General features: G+C 62.7%; 15 protein-coding genes. 6 read left to right on the forward strand and 9 right to left on the reverse strand.

All coding sequences use genetic code 11. From position 1 onward, the window contains the following. Positions 1-375: 375 nt before the first annotated feature. The gene (locus tag AC1DU4_RS09025) at positions 376-2,034 is read left to right on the forward strand and encodes a TniQ family protein (RefSeq protein ID WP_477839057.1); all 1,659 of its coding nucleotides are present in this window, start codon (positions 376-378) and stop codon (positions 2,032-2,034) included. Between the two features lie 464 nt (positions 2,035-2,498). On the opposite strand, the gene AC1DU4_RS09030 is transcribed toward AC1DU4_RS09025, so the two are convergent. Together AC1DU4_RS09030 and AC1DU4_RS09035 are read right to left on the reverse strand one after the other, a co-directional pair. Then, positions 2,499-2,966 carry a winged helix-turn-helix domain-containing protein gene (locus AC1DU4_RS09030; protein WP_477839059.1) on the reverse strand — a complete coding sequence of 156 codons (468 nt, stop codon included), beginning with the start codon at positions 2,964-2,966 and terminating at the stop codon, positions 2,499-2,501. 344 nt (positions 2,967-3,310) lie between these two features. After that, positions 3,311-4,927, reverse strand: a complete 1,617-nt coding sequence (locus AC1DU4_RS09035) for an Eco57I restriction-modification methylase domain-containing protein (RefSeq protein ID WP_477839061.1) — start codon at positions 4,925-4,927, stop codon at positions 3,311-3,313. Between the two features lie 118 nt (positions 4,928-5,045). On the opposite strand from AC1DU4_RS09035, the gene AC1DU4_RS09040 reads away from it, so the two are divergent. Beyond that, on the forward strand, positions 5,046-6,248 hold the full coding sequence (locus AC1DU4_RS09040) for a high mobility group family protein (protein ID WP_477839063.1): 1,203 nt from the start codon (positions 5,046-5,048) through the stop codon (positions 6,246-6,248). A gap of 680 nt (positions 6,249-6,928) precedes the next feature. Here AC1DU4_RS09040 and AC1DU4_RS09045 read toward each other — a convergent pair. Further along, on the reverse strand, positions 6,929-9,169 hold the full coding sequence (locus tag AC1DU4_RS09045) for an AAA family ATPase (RefSeq protein ID WP_477839065.1): 2,241 nt from the start codon (positions 9,167-9,169) through the stop codon (positions 6,929-6,931). A 69-nt stretch (positions 9,170-9,238) separates the two neighbouring features. After that, positions 9,239-9,559 (reverse strand): hypothetical protein, encoded by a 321-nt coding sequence (locus AC1DU4_RS09050; protein WP_477839067.1) that lies wholly within the window; start codon positions 9,557-9,559, stop codon positions 9,239-9,241. A gap of 251 nt (positions 9,560-9,810) precedes the next feature. On the opposite strand from AC1DU4_RS09050, the gene AC1DU4_RS09055 reads away from it, so the two are divergent. Continuing rightward, the gene (locus tag AC1DU4_RS09055) at positions 9,811-11,436 is read left to right on the forward strand and encodes a ribonuclease H-like domain-containing protein (RefSeq protein ID WP_477839069.1); all 1,626 of its coding nucleotides are present in this window, start codon (positions 9,811-9,813) and stop codon (positions 11,434-11,436) included. Positions 11,437-11,849: 413 nt separating this feature from the next. Here the strand turns inward: AC1DU4_RS09055 and AC1DU4_RS09060 are convergent, their stop codons facing one another. The 4 genes from AC1DU4_RS09060 to AC1DU4_RS09075 are packed head-to-tail and all read right to left on the reverse strand — an operon-like array spanning position 11,850 to position 17,879. After that, positions 11,850-14,003 carry a TniQ family protein gene (locus AC1DU4_RS09060; RefSeq protein ID WP_477839071.1) on the reverse strand — a complete coding sequence of 718 codons (2,154 nt, stop codon included), beginning with the start codon at positions 14,001-14,003 and terminating at the stop codon, positions 11,850-11,852. Then, a complete protein-coding gene (locus AC1DU4_RS09065; protein ID WP_477839074.1) occupies positions 14,000-15,025 on the reverse strand; it encodes a TniB family NTP-binding protein in 1,026 nt (341 codons plus the stop codon). Before AC1DU4_RS09065 ends, AC1DU4_RS09060 begins: the two co-directional genes overlap by 4 nt. 5 nt (positions 15,026-15,030) lie before the next feature. Then, positions 15,031-17,037, reverse strand: a complete 2,007-nt coding sequence (locus AC1DU4_RS09070; RefSeq protein WP_477839076.1) for a hypothetical protein — start codon at positions 17,035-17,037, stop codon at positions 15,031-15,033. Further along, positions 17,028-17,879, reverse strand: a complete 852-nt coding sequence (locus tag AC1DU4_RS09075) for a hypothetical protein (RefSeq protein WP_477839078.1) — start codon at positions 17,877-17,879, stop codon at positions 17,028-17,030. Before AC1DU4_RS09075 ends, AC1DU4_RS09070 begins: the two co-directional genes overlap by 10 nt. Before the next feature lie 413 nt (positions 17,880-18,292). On the opposite strand from AC1DU4_RS09075, the gene AC1DU4_RS09080 reads away from it, so the two are divergent. The 3 genes from AC1DU4_RS09080 to AC1DU4_RS09090 all read left to right on the forward strand — a co-directional run bounded on the left by AC1DU4_RS09080 (position 18,293) and on the right by AC1DU4_RS09090 (position 20,012). Further along, positions 18,293-18,691, forward strand: coding sequence for a hypothetical protein (locus AC1DU4_RS09080; protein WP_477839080.1), 399 nt, complete (start codon positions 18,293-18,295; stop codon positions 18,689-18,691). 193 nt (positions 18,692-18,884) lie between these two features. Then, complete coding sequence (locus AC1DU4_RS09085) at positions 18,885-19,505, forward strand: hypothetical protein (protein WP_477839082.1); 621 nt, start codon at positions 18,885-18,887, stop codon at positions 19,503-19,505. A 213-nt stretch (positions 19,506-19,718) separates the two neighbouring features. After that, positions 19,719-20,012: a hypothetical protein gene (locus AC1DU4_RS09090; RefSeq protein ID WP_477839084.1), complete on the forward strand. Its 294-nt coding sequence runs from the start codon at positions 19,719-19,721 to the stop codon at positions 20,010-20,012. 500 nt (positions 20,013-20,512) lie between these two features. Here AC1DU4_RS09090 and AC1DU4_RS09095 read toward each other — a convergent pair whose 3' ends face one another. After that, entirely contained in the window at positions 20,513-21,283 is a 771-nt protein-coding gene (locus AC1DU4_RS09095; protein WP_477839085.1) for a hypothetical protein, read from the reverse strand. Between the last annotated feature and the right edge of the window lie 86 nt (positions 21,284-21,369).

Genomic DNA, 21,369 nt, shown 5'->3' on the forward strand with positions numbered 1-21,369 from the left:
ACCCAGAAGGGCGCCTCACCCTCCRCAGGAACGCCGCCGCATTGTGCAACGCGGATGCTGACCTCACTCGCAGGACGCGACGCGCAGGTGCGGTAGGTCCAGTTCCGAAGCGGAATACTGCGTAAGGACTCGATTCCTGCCGGCGCCTGAGCGCAATCGGCGATCATGGACTGATGGGCTTTCCAGGACGCCTGCAGATCGACGAGGTGAATCCCTCGGCTGGGTCCTCGGACGTCTCGCAGCGATCAAGCACCGCAGCTCACATGTCTTGCACCTCGCGGCCCGCTGGTATTGCGCGGGTCGGGCCCGGAAATCGGTTCACCAACCGGCATCTTGTCGATGAGCGACATATGGCCTTGGGGAGAGCCTGAGTCGATGCTGCCGGCCCGCATACCGATCGACCCACGCGAATCGCTGGATTCGTATCTTGAGCGGGTCGCACTGGCCAACGACCTCATGACCAAGGACCTCTTCCGACTGCTCACCGAGGAACGAGACGCTTCGTCTCCGTCCGCAGCGTTCATGCTCATTCGGCCAAGCCGCGAGATGGTCTACCGGATAGTGGATCTCACCGGATTGACCGGCCCCGACGTCAAGAACTCGACACTGGTGAGGTACGACCGCGGTACCCCGCTCAATCTGGACGGGTTCGACCCCCTCGCCCGGTCCAGCTTTCGAACCATTTCGTCCCGCGGTTGGTTCCCGCAGCACGGGACGCAAGTGTGCCCAATGTGTCTGTCCCACGACGGAATCTGGCAGCTGTCGTGGAGACTTCCGACCTCAACGGTGTGTATCGAGCATGGCACCTACCTGATCGCAGAGTGCGCCGGCTGCGGAGATCGCTTTCGATCGCGACGACACAATCCATTCCGTCGAGAGCTCGACACGAGCCAGCCGTGCGGGAACCCGCTCGGTGTCTCGGCTCACTGTCGGCACTCAATTCTGGCGGAGGCCGGAATACCCGCATCCGGTGGCGCGATTCGCACCGCCCGCCGGGCTTCGAACGCCATCGGTGGTGGAGAAACGAGAGTGCTCGACGGACTCCTTGCACCGGCCGAATTCCTTGCCGAGCTCAGGAACCTGACCACCCTTTTGCTCCACCTCGCATCCCGGCCTTACGCGCACCAGTTCGTCGATTGGGCGGGAGGGGTTCACGTCGAAGCGGCCGCTCGAGCCACTGAGCTTCGAGGTCCGCGGTGGGGTATTCAGCCTCCGACGAGTCCCGTCACCCGTGGTGAAGCGCTGGCGGAGGCGGACTCGATACTGTCCAATCACGACCCATCGACAGCGGTGAAACGTTTGACCGAGTGGTTCGACCTGATCCCCCAAGTTCCCGGAGGGCCGAGAGGTTGGCTCGTCAATCGGACCGCAATGAGTCCGGTATTGAGTCAGCTTGCCGTTCAAGTGCTATCGGCCCGCCGCCACATTGGTCTCCAACTCGACCACCAGGACGTGTTGATCGAACTGCCGTTGTCGGCGATCCCCCAACTTATCGACGAACGCACCTATAGGCGTCATTTCGTCGGAATGCTGGCAACGCAAGAGAGCACCGGGAGGCTGTATGCCTCCCTGTGCCTCGCACGAGCACGACAACCTGGATCGACCTGGTCCGCGGCTGCAGCAAGTATCGGGCTCGACCCGGATATTGGCCGGCGTACGTCTCGAGCAGCGAGCACGCGGCTGGTCGTGAGCCCACAGGAGTTCGCGGCGGCAACCCGCTCTGCCGCTGCCGACCTATCTCCTACCAGGGACTATCGGACACTCGAACGACGGGTCCGCGACCTAGCTCGGTCCTCCGACACCTGGTTTCCCAAGTGGTCTCGGATGGCTCATCCCCGGCGTCGTGCCGCGGCGCTCCCCTATGCAGTCACGTGGATGTGGTGCGAAGTTGGACAGGGGTGGTTGGACACCAGCCCGGCCTGGATCCCCCCGGTGACCAGACAATCGAAGGCCGCGTACCGGGTGTTCCGTGACACGCTTCCGGAGGAGCTCGGGCGAGCGCTGCGAACGCTTGCGCGAGGGGAGTCGATATGACTCACCTTCGGCAATTGGTTCACTTCTGGTTGGTCCTGACCGATCCACCAAGTGGCTTCGCACACGGATTGCCAATCTCTGTTGCCAACCCTTGTCGCCAATTCCTGTTGTCCTGGGCGGAATCACCGATGCCGCCGACACGAGAACCGCACCTCCCTCACCATGCCCCGCCCAGCCCCTCGAATCGATCGGATCGAGGATCCGTCAAATCTGGCCGACCACGCGTGGCCGGCTGGGAATCCGAGCTCCGATTCTGTCCGCGGCTCCATAAGTGAACGCAACAGGCCTCACTGGGTGAACACCTGTGTGCGCCCCACAGGGCGATCGTGCCGTGAGGTCTGTCATGTCGGCACTGGCGAGCATGGCCAGCGGCGAAGGTCCTTGTGGGACTGAGACTTGGCGATTCTCGGGCGTCGAATGTGCGGGCCGGCGGTCGAGTATCGCGTGGGCGGCCGGGAGCCTCGTCACAGTCGTGCGGCACGGCCGAGGTGGGCCTTGTTCTGTTCGGCGAGTTTGACGAACTCTGCGTCGGTGAGGCGGCCGCAGTAGTAGGCCCGCTCGACCTCGTCCCAGTCGCCACCGGCGTACGCATCGGTGGGGACGCCGTCGATGACCACCGTGTGACCGAATGAGTAGGGCCAACTCAAGAGTCTCTCCATCATCAGCGTGTCCCCGATGAAGCCAGCAGCCCGCTGATCGATCACTTCGGCGGGCGATTCGGCGAGAATGGACGGATCCTCGGAGCACCGGCGAAGGATTCGGTGGATGGCCGCCTCGGAGTGGGTGCCAACGATCGCACCGATCTGGGATTCCGACATGCCGTCGCGGAACGCCCGGACGATCGCGCGGTTGAGCTCGAGGTCGGCGAGACGTCGGCGAGCGATGGCCCGGAGCAGAGGGGCTTTCGCGGCATCGTCTTCGGGGTGTGTCATGTGGCGGCCTCCTGACTTGACTCAATCTGACGGTCAACGGTGCGCCGAATGCATATCGTGACCATCGCATTCTGGTCTGCGTCACGCGGTCCCGGCAGTGGACACGGTGCCCCGCCCGAGCTTGTCGAGGCGGTACGCGAGCTGCTCGGCTCCACACTGGTTGCCTTCCTCGGTTCTGGGACGAATTCGAGGAGGATGCCGAAGCGCTCAGGATGCCGAATGACCTATCGAATCGTGCCATCAAGCCGAAGTTCCGGATCTGAGGGGATCCTCACAATACTTTGCAAGACCAGGAATGTTCCTTTGCACAACCGCGCCGACCCGTTCGGTTCGCGTGCGGTCAGCTAGCTGTAGAACTTTGAGTGCGTCCGTTGAAGTCTGCGGTCCATGAGTTCCATGCGAGCGTCACTTAGGGAGCTGAGCATCTGGGCGTTGAGTGCGGGGAGGATGCGAGAGAGCGTCTGATCGGTCGCACGGATCAGCGCTTCCGGGTCGCCAGACTGCCGGGAGATCTGGTCGAGCGCGGGAATCTCCGATCTTGCCCCAGGGACGACGGGCACTCGTAGCGAACTGACTTCGCTCGGCACCAGTTCGAGCACACCGCCGCCAAAGCTCCGCCCCTCGACTTCGGCGGAGAGCATGGTGAGCGAGTTGTGGAACGTGGCCGTGAAGTCGTCGGCCGTGATCGGGGCTCCGGGGAGCATCTGGCCTCGGTAGATCGTGTCAGTCGTAACCACTTCCGCGTGGTTGGAGATCACTCGGGGGAAGCGGTTCGAGCGCTTGGACAGGAGCAACTCCCCCGCCGGTACGACGGGGACGCGATACCAGGGCGTACGTACACGGCACTTGAACCTTTTGTCGATGTCCTGCGACTCGCCGATCTTGAGGTATCGACGAGCGCCCGCGTGCGATTCCGGCGACGACTTGTCGGCTGAGAAGCTAAGCATCCAAGCGGGACGACCCGCCCCATCCAGCGCCTGTTCGTCGTCCTTGTCGAAGACCACGCCCTCGGCGTGGCGAGCCCTGGGGAGCAGCGGTATCACCCACTCCGAGAGGTCGAACTCCTCGACTACCTCGGAGTTTACGCAGAAGTAGCTATTGGCGCCGGTCACAGTCGAGACGCTGAATCGGGCGACGGCTCCTAGCGCCTGCACCTCGAGGACGGAGCGCGCGTCGGTGAACGCCTTGTTCTGGTCAGGCGTGAGCAGATAGCTCGTCCACGTCCCCATGCCGGGGTCGATCGAGTGCGACCAGGAGCGCGTTCCGCCGTTATGGTCGTGGAACTGAACAGTCGAGATCTGGCCCGCCGGCCGCTTGGATGCCCGACCGCTGAGGATCAGGACCTCTTGGAGGACTGACGGGAACGAGCCCGGCTTGAACAGGTCGATCGTCAGATCGGTCGTGTTGGCGAGCAGCCAGTTGCGCACTGCGTTCGCGGACACCCCGGTCAGGAACTCTGTCGGCAGGATCACCGCGAAGGCCCCTCCGTCGCGCAGCTTCGCCAGCGACAACAGGAACACGGGGATCCACAGGTTCGAGACAGAGCTTCCGGCGGTCCCCAACTCAGCGCTGATCGCCCTAGCGCGCTGCTTGTCCTCTTCAGAGATGAATTGGAACCTCACGAACGGCGGGTTAGCTAGGACGAGGTCGAAGTCCTGCGCCGCACTCTGCGCCCAGCGCAGGGCGTTCTCGTGAAGCGCCCGACCGGGCAGGTCCAATGTGTCAAGCGCCTGCGCGGCCTTCTGTGCTTCGCAGGCGAGGACCTCGACAGCTTCGATATGCGCCACGTCGCGGACCAGCCCACTGCGCGCGAGACCTCTGAGGAACGCACCGTCCCCGGCTGAAGGTTCGAGGACCCTAATGTTGGTGCGGGTTTCTAGTAGTGCCTCCGAGCGCTTGATGCACAGGTCGACGAGGAGGTCGGGGGAGTAGAACCCACCGCGGAGCTTGTCGTCGCTCACTTCATCTCGGGTACGCAATTCTTCTCCTACTTCAGAGTCTGAAGTAGGACCCTATCCATGTGGGAAGGGCAGCGCTACACCGGCCTGTGCGATTCTGAGCCTCATGAGACTCCGCTTCGTGGGCCAGCCGTTCGACCAGCAACTCAACCTGGTCGACTTCGTTGAGCACGCGACGAGCAACGACTTCACTGAGATCAAGATCGCCGTCGCGTGGGCCAAGAAGTCAGGGCTGGGCCGCGTATGGGATGCCCTCGGCGCGTTTCGCGACCAAGGCGGGCACATCACATTGATCCTCGGCGTCAGCGAGGGCGGCGCGACCAAGGAAGGCCTGGAACTCGCCCTGGAGGCCGCTGATGCCAGCTACGTGTTCCACGACCCTCGGCGCACGTTCCACCCCAAGGTCTACTTCGCATCGTCCTCCGGTCGACGGTCGCTTCTGGTTGGGTCGAGCAATCTCACCGCCGGTGGGCTCGGCTGGAACTACGAATCGTCGTTGTGGGTCGACTGGGACGCCGACGAAGGCGAGGACGTCACCGATACTGTGGAGGAGTGGTTCGACAAGCTCATCGCTGAGATCAGTTCATGCCTGCCCCTGACACAAGAGCTCATCACGCAGTTGGAGGCCAGCAGCGACATTGTCCTTGGGACCGAGACCCGCGCGAAGCGTGTCCAGAAGAGCAGGTCTGACACCCCGGAAGACAACGACAGCACCATCGTGGCCACCATCAGTGGGCTGTTCAAGCCCGTCCTGGTCGGCCTCAGGAAGCTCCCTCGGTTGAGCGCGAAGATCGCTCCGGCCAAGCCGTCGCCAAAGCCGGCCGAAAAAGTATCGCCTGGAGTCGCCCCCGCCCCGTCGAACGATCCACCGCTCTCCAGCGATCGGATCCAGCGTCGTTGGGTGAAGGAGCTGGACCACACCGCGGCGCAGCAAGTCAAGTCAGCCAAGAGCAACCCGACCGGGAACCTTCGCCTGAGCCAGGAAGACGCTCCTATTGATCACAAGGTCTACTTCCGGGACGACTTCTTCGGTGGGCTCCCCTGGACCCCGACCGAGGGCAAGGAGTCTGAGCAAGAGGTCAAGGTCGGATTCCGCACCTGGATCGACGGCGGAGACTTCGGCGTGCAGGACCTGAGGGTCAGCCACGATCCGGGCCGCATCTCCGGACAGGGCAACGTCCCTACGGTGATTCACTGGGGAGTGCTCAGCCAGGTCCTCCGCGAGACGAACTACATCGGCTACTACGTGAGCCTTGAACGGACCGACGACCGTGACTACAACTTGGTTATCTCGAAGAAACCGCGCGGCGACTACCAGCCTTGAGTGGAGCCTTTCGCCCGTCAAGGAGACGGTTAGAACGGGGGTTCGTCGTTCGTATCGCTGAAGAGTTGGTCGATGTCGGCAGAGCTCCGAAGGGCAACGGAAGATTGGTGACCCCGTAGAGGAACCATCTGTAATCACCCTGGATCTGACCCCGTAGAGGACCGCTTGACATGAGAGCCGGTGGTGAATTCGTCCCGGTACCCACGTGCGCGGGGCGCCGGCGTGAAAGACCGGGTGCGGTGCGCCGCTCGTCGCGCGTACCCCCCCGGGCCACCTGAGCGGGGTTACCCTCTGCAAGCCGTTGATGATCGGCCGGTGGAACGCGGAGAAAGCGGCCCCGCCTGCCTCTTCGTCGCCCACCGGCGATGCGACTGGGCCGACGGGTAGCCCAAATTCGCCCCGATCTTAAGGCGGGGCGTAGGTCTTCCTCCGCTGCTGCGGCATCCGATCAGTTCTGGAGGCGAGATGCCGCCACCCCGATAGCGATGACAATTGCATGTACGTCGGGACTCGGTGTTCGACGTTGGGTGTGCCGTACTCGCCCGCGAGCTGGGCGAGTACGGCGAGCTTGGCTGCATCTGCCAGGACTGGTGGGGTCGACGCATCATTGCTGACGCTCACCGCGTCGGCATTGCACAGCCAGTTCCCGACGTGCCGTTCGCCGTTTGTAGCTGGGCGGATCAGTTTTGTGCGGCTGCGGTCGTTCCTCCCGCGGTTGTGGGCGCATTGAATGGTGGGGGGATGATTACTCGTTCGATCGGTGTGCCACCGGGCTCGTCGCTACTGTTACCAAGGATCGATTGTGTGGGGGGTTCGGCGAAGATGCTGCTGAACAAGGTGGTGAGTTCTCCGACGATGTTGTCTGCCTGATCTGCCAGGACCGCTCGATAGGAGGTCAGGTCGGGTGTCTTTTCGCAGAATTCGAGAGCGTGCGCGACCTTTTTCGAGCGCCCGGTGTCGCCGCAGTATGCCTCGAGGTCCCCGCGCGACAGGACATGGACCTTTTCGCCGCGCAGGGCGTCCAGGAGCGCGCGCTTGCATGACGCGATGTCCGGATCGGTTCCCGTGAGGGAACTGAGTTTCTCGTCTTTGCGGTGCCAGGTGAAGAAGCCGTCCATGGCCTCGCGTAGCGTCGTCCACGCGGCACTGTCCTGCGCCCCGCTTTCGTACGCTTCCTTCGCCTTGACCCAGTTGCTCCGGGCATCTCCACGGGCGGAAAGCCTGTTGGCTGGTTTCGCCGTGATATCCGGTGCGGGTGTGAGCAGGCTGCGATCGACGGCCGCCATCAAGGTTTGCCGGATCTTGATGATTTCCTCTGTCGCGGTGAGTTTCTCAAAGCCATCGATGAGGGCGTCGAGATCGCACACGACGTGCACGGGGATATCGAAGTGTTCGAAGAAGGTGCGGTACTTCTCGATGTTCCCTTTCCCGCCGGTCCGGGCGAACGCGATGTTGCGGTCGATATGGTTCCATTTCGGGTCGAGCAAGCTGGCGAGGTGGGTGAGAACGACGGCATCGCTGTCGCCCTCGACGAGCACGACCGCTCGTGCGAAGAAGGCAATCTCGTTGTGTTCGTGGCGGATGATCTGGAAGGCATCACGGGCCGTCCAGGAAGTGCCCAGGTCTACGGGGGTGATCTTCGTGTAGGGAGTGCTCCCAGCCTCGGAGACCTTGCGCAGTTTGGTGAAGGTTTTCGTCGACTCGGGGCTGAAGAAGACCGGGGAGTGCGTCGTTACGAGGACACTGTGATCCTTGGCGAACGCTTCGAGTGCTTGGAAGAGCTGCCTCTGTGCCCACGGGTACAGATACAGTTCCGGCTCCTCGAACAGCAGCAGGTAGCTCGGGCCGCCGGTGTGTTTAGGTTCAGAGTCGCCGAGCCCTTCGTGGCGCAGAACGTTGTATGCGCGAAGAATTGCGAAGGTCACGGCCCGCTTCAACCCGTCGCCCTTGCTGACGATGGAACCTTCGTGCCCGTCGTTTGCGGTGAGTTCGGCGCCGGCGACGATGGTCTTGATCTCGGGGATGGGGACGGTCATCTTCAGGTCGATGTCGGGGAAGCTCTCGCGGACGAACCCTTCGATGGTGCTCTCGATCTTCTTGACCTGCTCGAGACGATCATCGGTAGGGTTTCCGGATGCGTCGAACACCCTGCTGAGCTTTCGCTGGATGTCCGAGAACTGTTCTTCGATGCCCTCTAACTGGTCAGAAACCTCGGTGAGCAGGATCTTGAGCAGTTTGCCGAAGGTGGCGGTATCGCTCGTCTTCAGTTCGGTGGCAACATCTTTGACGGCTTCGATGTAGAGCGGTTCGGGGAGAAAGGCTTTGATGGCGGCGTCAATGCCGGTGCCGAGCGGTTCGTCCCGAGGCATCTTTTTTTCGGGGGGAAGGTCCGCGACGATCTGGTCACGCGCCGCACGGATCCCTTTCAGAGTGGGTCTCGGAGGAAGTGTGAGTTCGAGCTCTGGGATCAGCTCGACCACTGCCTTCCGAAGATCCTCGTTCTTCTTCCCCGTCATGACGGGAGTGAGTACCTCGTCCATGAAGCGATCCTCGATGGGGCCGAGCTTGAGAATCTTCAGCGACGATTTGCTCTCGCCGGGTGGAACGATACGCACCAGGGTGATCGTGTGATCGGTGATGTCTGCTTCGAAGCTCGCCCGGTGAGAGTCGGAGAGCCGTGCCAGGTCCTCGTTGTTGATTCCGTTGATCGTCAATTCGATTCGAATCGGCAAAGAGGAATCGTGGTGGTCGTGGATGTCGACCTTCCGGGGTGTGTTGCCGGTGAGGACGAGGTGCAGTGCGTGCAGGACCGATGACTTGCCGGCGTTGTTCTCGCCGATCAGGCATCCAAATTTCGACAGGGGAAGGGTGACATTCTTCAGTGCACGAAAGTTTTCGATGCGGATCTTCTCGAGTTGCAAGGCCAGTCTTTCAGCTCGGGTGCGCAGGGCGCGCTTTGTTGAATGATGAACCGCGATATACCAGTCGGTTCACACTGGTGATGTGATCTTGAGAAATTCGAGTTCGGTGAGGATGTCGATTCGTCTGTCCTCGGCCCGGGCGAGGCGCGCGGCCTGAAGTCGCTGTTCGTCAGCAGCGCTACCCGCCAACACAATGAGCCGTTCGGCAATCAGGTATCGCGCGCGGTCTGGGTGCAGCTCCTCGACCGAGTAGCACCCGGCGCCGGACATGCGGGGCATCGGAGCGCCGAAGGCGGCGGTGTGCCCGACGTCGACATGCCAGACAACCACGTTGGTGTGATTCTTGACATCATCGATCACCGCGATTGGCGCGAAGTAGCGGGCCGGCATGCGTGCATACCTCTTTCGGACGGTCTGTGGACATCACGGACTGTAGTTCACGATTCGAGTACAGCCGGCGTCGACGCGAGTGCGACTGGTGTGTCGCCCGCTCGGGGTGATTCATGCACGCGCGGTGTGTCATTCGTGTAGATGACATTGGCAGTCGAGTTTCGGAAATCGGTCCGCGACGCTAACTACTTTGCATGGTGCGGTCTGCTGTCAATCTTGACGGCTGACCGATAGCGCTGTCGTTCTAGGGTGTGCTGGTGACGCTGCCATCCACTGCCGCACCCGACTGGCTGACGAAGAGCGATCTGACTCAGTTCCTGCGTTGCAGGCAGGGTTTCGTGCTCCTTCGTAGCGGCGACGTCGCCGAGTCCGCGGCGGTGGGTACCAGCGAGCGCGCCGTCATCGAGGCGGGTACCGGCTTCGACCGCGCGGCGCGCTCCGAGGCCACCCCGATCGTCGACGACGACGGCAAGCCGGTGGCGATTGCAGATCTGTTCGCCACCGACACGTTCGTGCTCACTGACCATCTCTTCGTCAACCGGGACCTGCGCTTCCGAGGAATACCGGACGGAGTCAGCATGGCCTCGGGCGAACTCCAGCCCCTCGAGATCAAGCACCGGACACAGCACCAGCTGTCCGATTTGTTCGAGCTGGCGTTCTACTGGCTGCTCCTCGAGCCATACCGCCTCGTCCCGCGGGCCGATCCGGTCGGGTGGCTCCAGCTTGCTGACGGGGCTGGCGGCCGGAGCGCCCCGATCCGACTCGACATCCCCGCGGAAGTACTTGCGGAGGTGCGCGAGGTGGCCACGCGGGCGCGTTCGGCTCTCACGGACGGCGTCGAGCAGTTCTGGTGTGACTGCACCGTATGCCGCCAGTACCCGCGTCCTCAGAACCCGGCCGCGCGCCGGACGGCCCCCGTGAGGGTCATCAGCGGGATCGGCCCCAGCACCGGCGCGGCCCTGGTMGTCGGCGGCGTCAACACGGTTGGGCAGCTCGCTGATCTTTCGCGTGAGGACATCCGGTCGGCGCTGGCCCCCAGCCGACGTCGGAGGCCGTCCGACGACACGATCGACGGTTGGAGGGAACACGCGCGAGTGTTCATCGCGAACTCCTCGAAACTGACTTCCGGCCAGCATGATTCGCTGCCCGGCCGGTTCATCGCCTTCGACCTCGAGTACCAGTCATATGCGCCATGGGTGGTGTGGCTGTTGTGTGCGCACGCGGTCGGCGTGGAGGGTCCGCACCGGATCACGGCCTTCGCCGACGAGACCGGACAGGGGGCGTTGATCGCCGAGTTCGCAGGATTCCTGGCCAAGTATCCGGATCTTCCCGTTGTCACCTGGGGTGGGACATCAGCTGACCTCCCGGCATTGACACGCGTAATCGAGCACTACCCGATGCCGGAGTCCTTCGACGCCGCGGCCTTCCTCGAGACCCTCGAATCACGACACCTCGATCTGCACCAGTGGGCGAAAAAGGCTCTGTTCCTCCCGATTACGCGCCGAGGCGTCAAAGAGGTCGCCGAGTACTTCGGGCTTGCCATCGACACCGATGTAGGCGGTGGAATGATGGCAGACAGCCTATGGCGGACATATCGAGAGACCGGCGATGGTGTGTTGAAGGACCGGCTGATCGCCTACAACCGGTCCGACGTCACGATCCTGGCCGGCGTCTGCGCGCACCTCGAGGCCGTTCACGCCGGATCCACTCCCCCTGTTCTTGCGCCGCCGCAGTTTTCACACGACGAGTTCATCTCGCACGAGACGCCCGCACAGCTGAACACTCAAGCCGCCCACCAGCGCGGTTCCTGGCGACGCAGGTTGCAGGAGCGTCTGAGAAGCAAAATCGGGAGCGGGGCAGTCCCAGCATCACCGTGAAGCATCCCAGGCGTTGTTCGGCGGCACTGCACGACCCGCGGCCTGCAGGCTCGGCCGGCTGCGTTCAGCTCCGCTCGTTGCACCTACATTAGCGAGTCCCCTCGACACGCCCGAGATCAGTCAAACTGCACCGGCGAGTCCCGCTAGTCTTCGCTGCATCTCGACAACTGCCGCCATCGCCCGAAAATGAGACAAAAATCGGACATGGTGAGATTTTGAGACAAGCACCTGGTGTTTTGTCTCAGGTTGAGACAACGCACCTCACAGCATGAGGCGCCACCGATTGTTCGGACAGCATCATCGATGCTGTCGGGTGTATGTGGTGGGTCCCGTAACCCGTTCGTTGAAGTGGTAGCAAATATGTCAGGCCGGCAGTCGGGTGACTACTGCCGGCCTGACGCGTACTGAGTTCGTTATGTTGGGGGTAGGGCTTCGAGTCCAGCGATGTCCCTGAGGCGGTCGATGTAGGTCCGCGCGACGTCATGCAGCGCGACACCGGTCGGGGTGAGCCTTCGTGGCTGTGAGCGCGTGGCCAACACGAAGATGTCAGATCCGAGTGAGCGCGAGAGATACCGGTACTCACGGCTGAGCTGAGGTTGCCGGATCCCCAATGCGGTGGCAGCCTCGGTTTCAGTCCCGTATTGGACGCTCGCGACGAAGTGCCACAGTCGGAGCGCTGCAATCTTCTCGCCGGCGAGGGCGAGATGGAGGAGTTCCTCGGGGTCGCCGGCGGTGGAGGCAGCCAGTGTGAGTGACAGGCTTGTTCGTCGAAGGTCGCTGCGGCCGATGTCAGGGAGGTACCGTTGTTCGCGTCCGCGGGGTGCCCATGTTCCGGTGTGAAGATTGAATTCCGGTGTGTAGCTGATTGGTTCGCCGATCCGGTGTTTGAGCAATAGCCGCTGGGCCACTTCGCCAGCCTTGTCTTGAAGATCGGCCGGCATCGTCATGACGAATTTGCGATAGCTGTAGGCCGCCGGGCCGTGAAGCAGAGCCGTGCCGTACGTCACCAGCGGGTCGCTACCGCTGAGGAGCTGCCAGATGTAGCGCCGGATCTTCCACGTGAAGGCTTCGGTCAGGTATGCGTCGGCCGCGCGGGCCAGGCTCCTGGTGTGGTTGCGGCCGATATCGGAAGGGGCAGGAAATAGACGACGTCGTCGCCTGTAGTCAATCGGCGGTGGACATGATCGCAGGTGTGCATGGAGGCCTTGAAGATAGTCATACATCTTGGTCCCATGCTCATTGCTGATCAGATGGTTCAGGGCATAGCGGATTTCGTCGGTGCCATAGTCGAGGCCGAACTCGGCGGCGAGCCTGCCGTAGTCGACCTTGCGTCCCATTGCAGCGAGAGCGATGGGCATGGTGAGGGGCAGGAGTCGCGCGACCCGGTCGGGCGCCTCAGGCGCGTGGTCTCGAACAGGTCTCCAAATGCAGGACGGCAGGTTCATCGGATCGATGGCCTCTGGTGTGGCGTGGGCCAGTGCCCTGGCGCTGTGCTGAGTTCGTCGGCGCCCGAGTCGGTCGCTCGACGTCGTTCCCGCAGACGGCATCCGGCGCCAACCGAGAAGTCGCTGCAGGTGAGCTGTGGTGCGGGTTCCGTGTGAACGCTTTAGGTGTCCGATGACTTGTTTGATCCGAGATTCGGACATCCAGGTACCGAGAAGATCTCGACCGCTGTAGGAAGTGGTGAGGATGTTGATCGCTGCGGTCTGTGCGATGAGAAACTGCGACGTCGTAACCGCCGCTACCCCACTGCGGCCAGTTGGCTTGCTGACGAAATCCGAACCGGTGAGTTGCTGCGTCCAATCCCCGGGATCGGGGCTGTCGGGGATCGACCCGACACCGTCGGTATACGTCATGGCGTTGAGTGCGTGGCGGGTGAGAAGTGCGGCATCGGTGAGGATGCTCACTGCAGGCAGGGACTCGCCGTTGGAGTAGGCGGCTTCGGCGCTGCCGGCCTGCAGCAGCGTTGTGAGCCATGAATGTGTCCGGTATGCAGCGGAGTCCTCATCGATCGTGTGTGCGACGCTCTTGGCGAGGATCTCCGTCGCACAACCGTAGGTACATCGCTCAAGACGCCATGCCGAAGCGTTGGACCTGATAGTTCGTGGATGGTGAGTGCGTGCGTTGCGCGCTGTCGTGCTGCACGACGGGCACCTGTCGGCGAGGACGGTGTGGTGTTCGTCGCAGATATTGAACCAGCGAAGATGCCAGGGCAGCTTCCAGCGGAGTCCGCCGTCGCTGAGGCATTTTGGGCAGTACCCAGATCCTCGCACTTGGGACCACGTGCCCTCCCCCGAGGCGCGGCCTGGCACGTTCGCCAGGCCGACTGGCCGGTATCGACGCAATGTCGCATCGCTGAGTCGATCAGGACTCATCCCCGTGTTGTCGGCGATTCGAAGGAGTGTGAGGTCGTCGATGCTGCGGGACAACGGCAGGGCCCTGTCTTGATTGAGTACATCCTTGTAGCCCGTGATAAGTCGTGGCAGACAGCCGTTGAGATCCGCGAGGTATTCGAGCCAAGAGTCGATTGACTCGTCATTGAGTAGATCGGCCTGGATCGGTATCACACTGATCCCCTCCTCTTGGACACTGCGATGAGGTCGGAGACGGTGGGACTGCGCCGCTGGGTGATCGCGGCGATAGTCGTGTCCTTGAGAAGGTCCAGTGACATGCCGGTGCGTCCGCCAGAGAGATGAAAGAGGTTTGCGATGAAGGTCGAGTCGCGCAACTCTGTGCTGTCGAGCCCGTCGATGAGTTCGAGTCGCTTGATCAGCTTGCCTATCCGGCGATGCCAAGCACGCATTTGCGGTTTGTCTGTGTCGCTGAACGTTTCCAGGTTGTACCGGTACATTCGTCCGGCAAGCTGGACGGCCGCGGAGTATTCGTCCTCGGAGCGATCCGTGCGTTTGAGGAGGGCACTGTATTCGAGCCCAGCTCCGGCGAAGACGAAGCTCACAGGAAGTGCGTCGAGCGTCATTTTGAGATTGTCCGTCAGGTCGCGGGCAGCACCTACGCGCCGAAGCATGTGTGCATCGTCGACGACGATCATTCGGGTTCCTAGGCGCGGCAGTACCGTTCGCAACTGCCTGAGGGTGTCTGCACCGGACGAAGAGCGAGTGACGGGTATGCCCGCGAAATCGGCGATAGACCGCAAGAGTGACGGCCATTTTGCGCCAACGTCGCTGATGTAGATGACCGGAATGTGCTCCGCCCGAAGACCTTTGCCTGGCTCGTGTGAATGACCCAGGAGGCTGTCATGCACGCGAAGCATCGCAGCCGTCGTAGCCTGCGTTTTCCCAATGAGTGACGCGCCATTGATGGCGAGCCACCGCCGACTCGCGTTCACTGCACTGGCGTTGTGTTCGAGAAGCAGGCGCATGTCACGCTCAATGGCCTGAATATCCGAAGTTTCGATAGGCCCGATCGAGCTAACCCATCGCGCGAGACGGACATTGTCGCCATCGATCCCGCAGGGCGGTGCATCCTCCGAATCGCGGCGCCTGAGCAGCGGCCAATCTGCCCGATTCTGCAGGACAGGTGGCCGATCGGCGGTCAGTGCACTCAGGCCAGTGATCACGTGTGCAGTCATGCTGGTCACCACATTTCATCGGTGTCGACGGGATCGAGGTCCCAGATTGCAAAGGTGTTCATGTCGACTGGTGGTACCGGCGGAGCATCGATTCCGCTGATTTCGGTGGACTTGGGGGCGGACTGCGGGTCAGGTACCGCGTTTGCGACTCGCGCCCGGTCGAGGGACCACCGGATGCGTTCGCGTTCGGCAACTTGTTCGGAAAATTGGGAGAAGGCGACCTCGGCACTGTCCCGGAGTCCTCGTGTGAGTCGCTTCTGGCCGATGAATCGGGCCAGGTCATCTGCGACCAGGTCGCTGAAGGGTGGGAAGGTGGCACCGTCGTCGTGGATCGCGGTCAGGACATGCCATCGGCCGCCGTGATCGTCTCGGAAGAAAAGTCTCGAACGGTCGTAGGGGTCGTAATAGAACCGGCGCTTGCGCCCGGGCCGGGCCAACGGTGAGACCGCGCCGTGTCGGACCTCGTTCAGGATCGGTCCGTCGTAGCGGAAGTTCCGATAGTGAACGCCGTCTGACGCCACGGTCAGGTCGACGGTGTCGAGGAATCCGAAGACGTCATCCGGGTGCGGCGTGACGTGCAGGTCACCCCCGCGTACGAGGCATTGTTCATACCGCTGAGCGGGAGTCAGGAAGTGTCCAGGCGTAGTCGGCGACGGCAGCCCGCTGTGGGGCCGATGCGGGTAGTAGGTCGTCGCCCATTCCTGACAGATTGATTGCAGCGCAGGCAATGTCAGTGTTGACTCGACCCCGGTCCCGCGATTCTCAGGACCGTTGCCAACGTACCCGGCGAGATCCTCCTGCATGATGTCCCAGATCCGGTTTGCCGACTCGACGTAGGGCTTGTCCATACCGCGGCGAGTCCGGGCGAGCTCGATAGTGGTGCCCCACCGAGCGAGGGCGTCGACGACTCGGTAGTTCTCGTACTCGCTGCCGTGATCGACGACAAGGACTCCGATACTCATTCCGGGTTGGACGTCCACCTCGTTCGGGACTCCGAGCGCCAGGGTGTGGGGGCGTGTGTGCTTGGGCAGCACGAGGGGTGACATCACGTCAAAGAGCAACATTCGGGTGTCCCGCCCGGAAGGCTTGTCGGGTGACAGCCGGATCCTGAGGAGGCGTGTCGCCACGCAGACAGCGACACTGATCCATGGCCGAAACGACCTGTTGGTGTGTATGCACTTGACCTGCACGTTCAACTGAGTGGCATCGATCTCAATCCGTTCTCCCGGCATCGACGGGGGAGGCCGGCGGTGGCCGCGTTGTGCTCGTGCTCCTGTCGTACGTCGGGTTCGCGCCTTGCCTGACAGGTTGAGGTCAGTGGAGATGAAGCGCACGACGGATTCGAGACGAAAAGGGGATAACCGCCGGTCGTCGATGCCCAGTTCGGCCAACTCGCGCAGAACCCGAGTCTTGCGTGCCTGCAACCCGACCGTCGACTTGTGCTTGGCGAAATCGAGCAGGACCCGGTAGATCGCATTGAGGGTGTCCTCCTCGAGACCGACGCGCGGGTCATCGAAACGTGGCCCCTCAGGTTGGTGTGGAGCTAGGGCGCGCACTCCGCCGCGCTCGAAATCCGAAACCATTCGATACAGCGCCGCGCGTGAGTAGCCGCGCTGGCCTGCGAGATCGTCGACTTTCGTCGCCAGTCGCGTCGCCCGCGTTGTAGCCGCGGGGTTGTACCGAGAGTCACTGTCGGGGAGGACGATGCCGGAGGAGTCGCCGTAGATGATCTCACGTATGTGCCGGGCACGCTCGAGTGCCAGGGACTGGGCGTGCTCGGGTAGGTCGTCGAGTATGTCGCCGGCCTCGGAAACTCTGGGTTGATCTACCTCGTTGAAGGCGCGGAATATCGAGATCGCCTGTAGCAGAGGCATCTCGACAAATTCGCCGCTATCGCTTCGCAACGTAACGATGGGGGGTGTCAGTGTGGCCGCGATGGTGACGACAGTGCACAGTTCCCCGTCGATCTCCATTCGGGTCCCCTGGCCGAATCCGTTGTGGTTCATCTCCACTTCACCTCCGCTGCGCTGTTGATGGGGAGGTCAAGATCGACGTCGAAATGGCATTGTGCGAGCACACGCAGTGCCCGCGCGCGACCAACCGGACCTGACCCGCATGCTTCCGCCACGGCCCCGAGCGCGCCCGCGCGGTTGGTCTGGACTGAGCTCCACCATGGTTCTCGGACAACCGGAGACTTCCATCGGTGTGCGCCGAGCATCCGAAGGTTCACTGTTCTCTGGCGGGGAATCGATCCGACAAGGCTGTATGTAATGCCATGGTGGTCAAGGGTTTCCGGTATGAGCCTGGCTAGCATCACGGTCGCGTATGTGTCCATGGCATCAGCGGATCGCACGCTGATCACTTGAGTGCCGGTGTCCGAGGTGACGAGTATGTCGGGGATCTGCAGAATGCAGCGGTCCCCGACTGGCCACGACAGCACACAGGCCTGCGTCTGGTAGCCGCGAACGTCTGGCCGGCGATCGAGCTCGAGCATCCAGAGTTCCTCCAGCTTCGACTCCGCCCACACTGCGTGTGGTGCGCCATCGACGCGGGTGGTGTGGATGAGCAGGTTCGACCATGCATCCATGTGTGATCCGAGCCGTCGTACTGGGCGAAGGCTAGCAACGTCGACCTCGCGCAGTGTGGCCACCGCTGACGAGTGGGCGCCGGTTCCGTTCCAGAAGATGGCCCTGCATCCGGCGATCGCCTTGGTGCGAAGCCCTGGATCGGCCAAGGCAGTGAGCGCGTCCTGGCGAGGCAACCCCCGGCCGAAATGCGCGCTGATCTGCTTCGGGGTGCGGCGGACACCGCGCCGGGCGCTCACCGACACGCCGCGTACGAACTGGCTGGTCATCGTGGCATCCAGCGCGAGGATGATGGCTTGACAACCTGGAATGGGCAGGTTGAAATAGACATGGAAAAGCTCCCTTTGATGTGGGTGTGAAATAGGACGGCGGGTGCAACCGCCGAACAAGTGATGAGCCGGGCTGATGCCCGGCTTTTCGCATGGGCCTAGGTCATGGCGCCCCCCCTGGTGTGCAGATCCATGAGTCGGGGCGCATCCGGCCGCGTATCCACGCGCCGGATGAGAATCGGAGTTCACGAGCCATGTCCTTTCGTTGATCGTGGGATTAAGTTGTCGATCAACTCATGGCTGATACTCCGATGCCGAATAGAATAGTCCTGGGTGGTCGGGTTGCGCGAATCTCTAGTGCGATCCAACCGGCATTGCCCAGTGATTACGTAGGTATCGGAGGGAGAGTCGAGGTGGGATTCGTGTCGGTCAGTGCTCATGTCGTTGCAGTCACCGCCTCGTCGGCGGAGGTTGCGGCTCGGTTGGAGGAAGTTCTCGGAGCTCGGATCACGGCATCGATCGCCGGCGTTGCTGATGCTCGCGCGGTCCACCAGTGGGCGACTGGCGCGCGGATGATCAACAGCCCCAGGGCGTTGAATCAGTTGCGGACGGCGTACCAGGCCGCACTTGAGCTCGCCGGCACCAATGACGTCGAGACGGTCCGCGCATGGTTCGAGACCTACAATCCGGCGCTGGAGTATCGTTCACCAATCCAGTTGTTGCGGGACGATCAGATCGATGAGTCCGCTCCGCGGGTGCTCGCTGCGGCGATGGGCTTCGTCGCTGTCAATGGCCAGCGCGACAGCGCATGAGGTCATAGATCGCCTGATACAAGCAAGGCGTCCGCTTGGTGATGGATACGTGCCTCTGCAGAAGCCTTGCCGTGGTCGTATCAGAGGGTGTTGCTGACTGGTCGCAGGCGCCGGGTTCGCGGTGCCGGACAGCCATTCCCCCCCGGCTAGCATGTACTTGCGTACGAGAGTGGTCGACAGGGCGGTGGTTGTGGTGGACGATGCAGCAACAGCAGTAGCCCGCTACCTGCGAGGAGACCTCGACTTCGAGGATGCCCTCCGGGAGGTGACCGGCACCGACATGGGCCGCGGGGAACTCGCGCAGATCCTTCGCGACCTGCAGTCCCGGAACCGGGGTGCCCCCTCGTTGTCTGTGTATGAAGCGCAGGTCTTCGCCGTCGCCGGGTTCATTTCCGATCCGAACGCTGCTGTGGCCGCGCGAGTCGATCGCGGCATCCGTATGGAGAACCTGGTTGCAACGTCCTTGTCTATTGCGGACGCCGCGACCCGCCTCGGTGTTACCCCGGCGCGGATCCGGCAACGCATCGCTGACGGCACCCTGTGGGCATTCGACTCGGGTGGCAACCGACTGTTGCCGCCTGCACAGTTTACCGATACCGGCGCGGTGCCTTACCTCGATAAGGTCCTGCCCCGGTGTGCGAAGGATCTGCACCCGATGACTGTGCAGGCACTACTCACCCAGCCCCAGCCCTCGTTGAGCGTTAACGGGCACCCCGTCTCGATCGTGGCGTGGTTGACCGGTGTTGCCGGCACCCCCGCAGATGTCGAGCCGGTTATCGACGTGATCGCCGCGGCCGAGTGGGAATCGGCTTGAATGACGGCGGGGCTTCCACCGTCATCGACGATCCCCTCCTGCGTGCGGCGGGTCTTCGTCCCGGTGAGGTGGTCGCGAGTGGTCGGCCGTGACGACTATGCCCAAGAGCGGGCCAGCGAAGAGCGCCGCGATTTGGTCATCAGCTCTTTCCAGCTCCTCGACTCGCTGGCCGTCTCGAGCATCCTTGCGCCCACCAGTGCACCGACTCGGGGTGTGGCGCAGAAGCGCCGTAGGGCCGGCGACCTGATCGGCTTGCCGGTCGGTACCCGCCCGGACTACCGATACCCGGCCTTCCAACTTGACCCGCAGCAGCACCGCATCCACCCGCTGGTCCGGCACGCGAACCAGCGACTCGCCGTCGAGAACGACCCGTACGGCGCGGCCAGCTGGTGGCTCACTCCCACCGACATCCTCGACGGTCGCAGCCCGCTCGAGGACCTCGAGGCCGACGACCTCACCGAGATCGCGATCGACAGCATCCTCGACACCGCCTGCCGGGGCATGTGACCGGGTGTCTCGATGGCCTCATGCACAGAACCCATTCAAGGGGCTCGGATTCGAGGACCCGGACGATCTGGACTACTCCGGTCTAGTTGACACCTTTGCTGGTCCAACTGAATGGGGTCAGTCGCAACTGCATGCGTCACAATCTTTGGCGGCGGCATCAGGCCCGAGACGGTTCACTGTGCGGGAATCCTGGTACGTCGATTTTGGCACCAACTTATGAGACGTGCTGACCTGGGGCGATCCGCTCCGGCGGGCGTCAGGGTCATGCCCGTTCCATTTCCAAGGTTGTGGGACGCGCGCGTGTAGTGCCGGGCTGACGGACGGACCAATGTCGGTGACGTGGGGCACTGCTTGATGCAGGTCCATCCCAGGCTCGAATGGTAGGAGGCTTCCTGTTCGCTGTTCCCACGTGGCTCTCGCTACCCAATCGACGGCCACAACCGTCGGTGTGGCAGGTCCTTGAGTGGCGGGCGGATTATTTGCGGAGCAGGTTCGCCTGGCTACGACCCGAACAGGAGAGCAAGGGAGCCAGCAGCGTCAGAGGCATTGGGAGGCGGGGCCGGTTCCTCAAGGAGCGTCCACGTCCCGCAGTTCTCCGCCTTGAAGTTCCAGAGCGCATCGGCGGTCAGGTCGACAACGACCCGGTCGCTGCGAACAGCGTGACGCTCGATGATCGTTCGATCACCATCAAGACCGGTGGTCTTCCAGCTGCAGGGTCCGTCGGCCGGCCGAGTGCTCGACGCGTAGATCCCGCGAGGCGGGTGCGGTGAGAAATTCATGGCGACATTGCCGTAGCCCTCAGGGATGGTGGACGCCGGATTGGGGACGAGACCGGCACCGAGTGTCGACCCATCCGGCCGTGCGGGTTCAGTCAACGTCCACCCGCCGCAGTTCTTGGACACGAGTTCGGTGTCGCCGGGTTCGAGGTTCGCAAGGTGTTCTTGGTCCCAGGTGACCAGGTGCTGCTCCATGATCTCCCCACCTGGACCGAGGCGTTGCCATGTGCAGGGTTGCGTCGGGTTGAGCCGCTGCGCTGCGGAAACATATTGTGCACCGGGGAAGTCCGCGAAATCGACATTCAGGTACGCCTCGCCGCTGTACTCCGGAATGTCCCGGACGTAGGGGACCGGAATCCAATTCTGCTGGTCACTTCCAGGGTCTTCGGAAGAATTCGGTAGCTCCGGTGCTGCCGGGGCCTCCTGAGCCGCCGCTGGGGCGGCGGCTAGCACGCCCGCGAGGAGCGCGATGCCTACTGCCGCCATGATTCGCAACTTCGTTGTCCTCCCGTTTGCCTAGTCGGCTGGGATGAGTGTGGCAGATGAGGTGCTCTGTGCCGGCCAACTTGCCGCAAACAAGT

This window comes from Rhodococcus sp. P4_F5 (assembly GCF_056401315.1).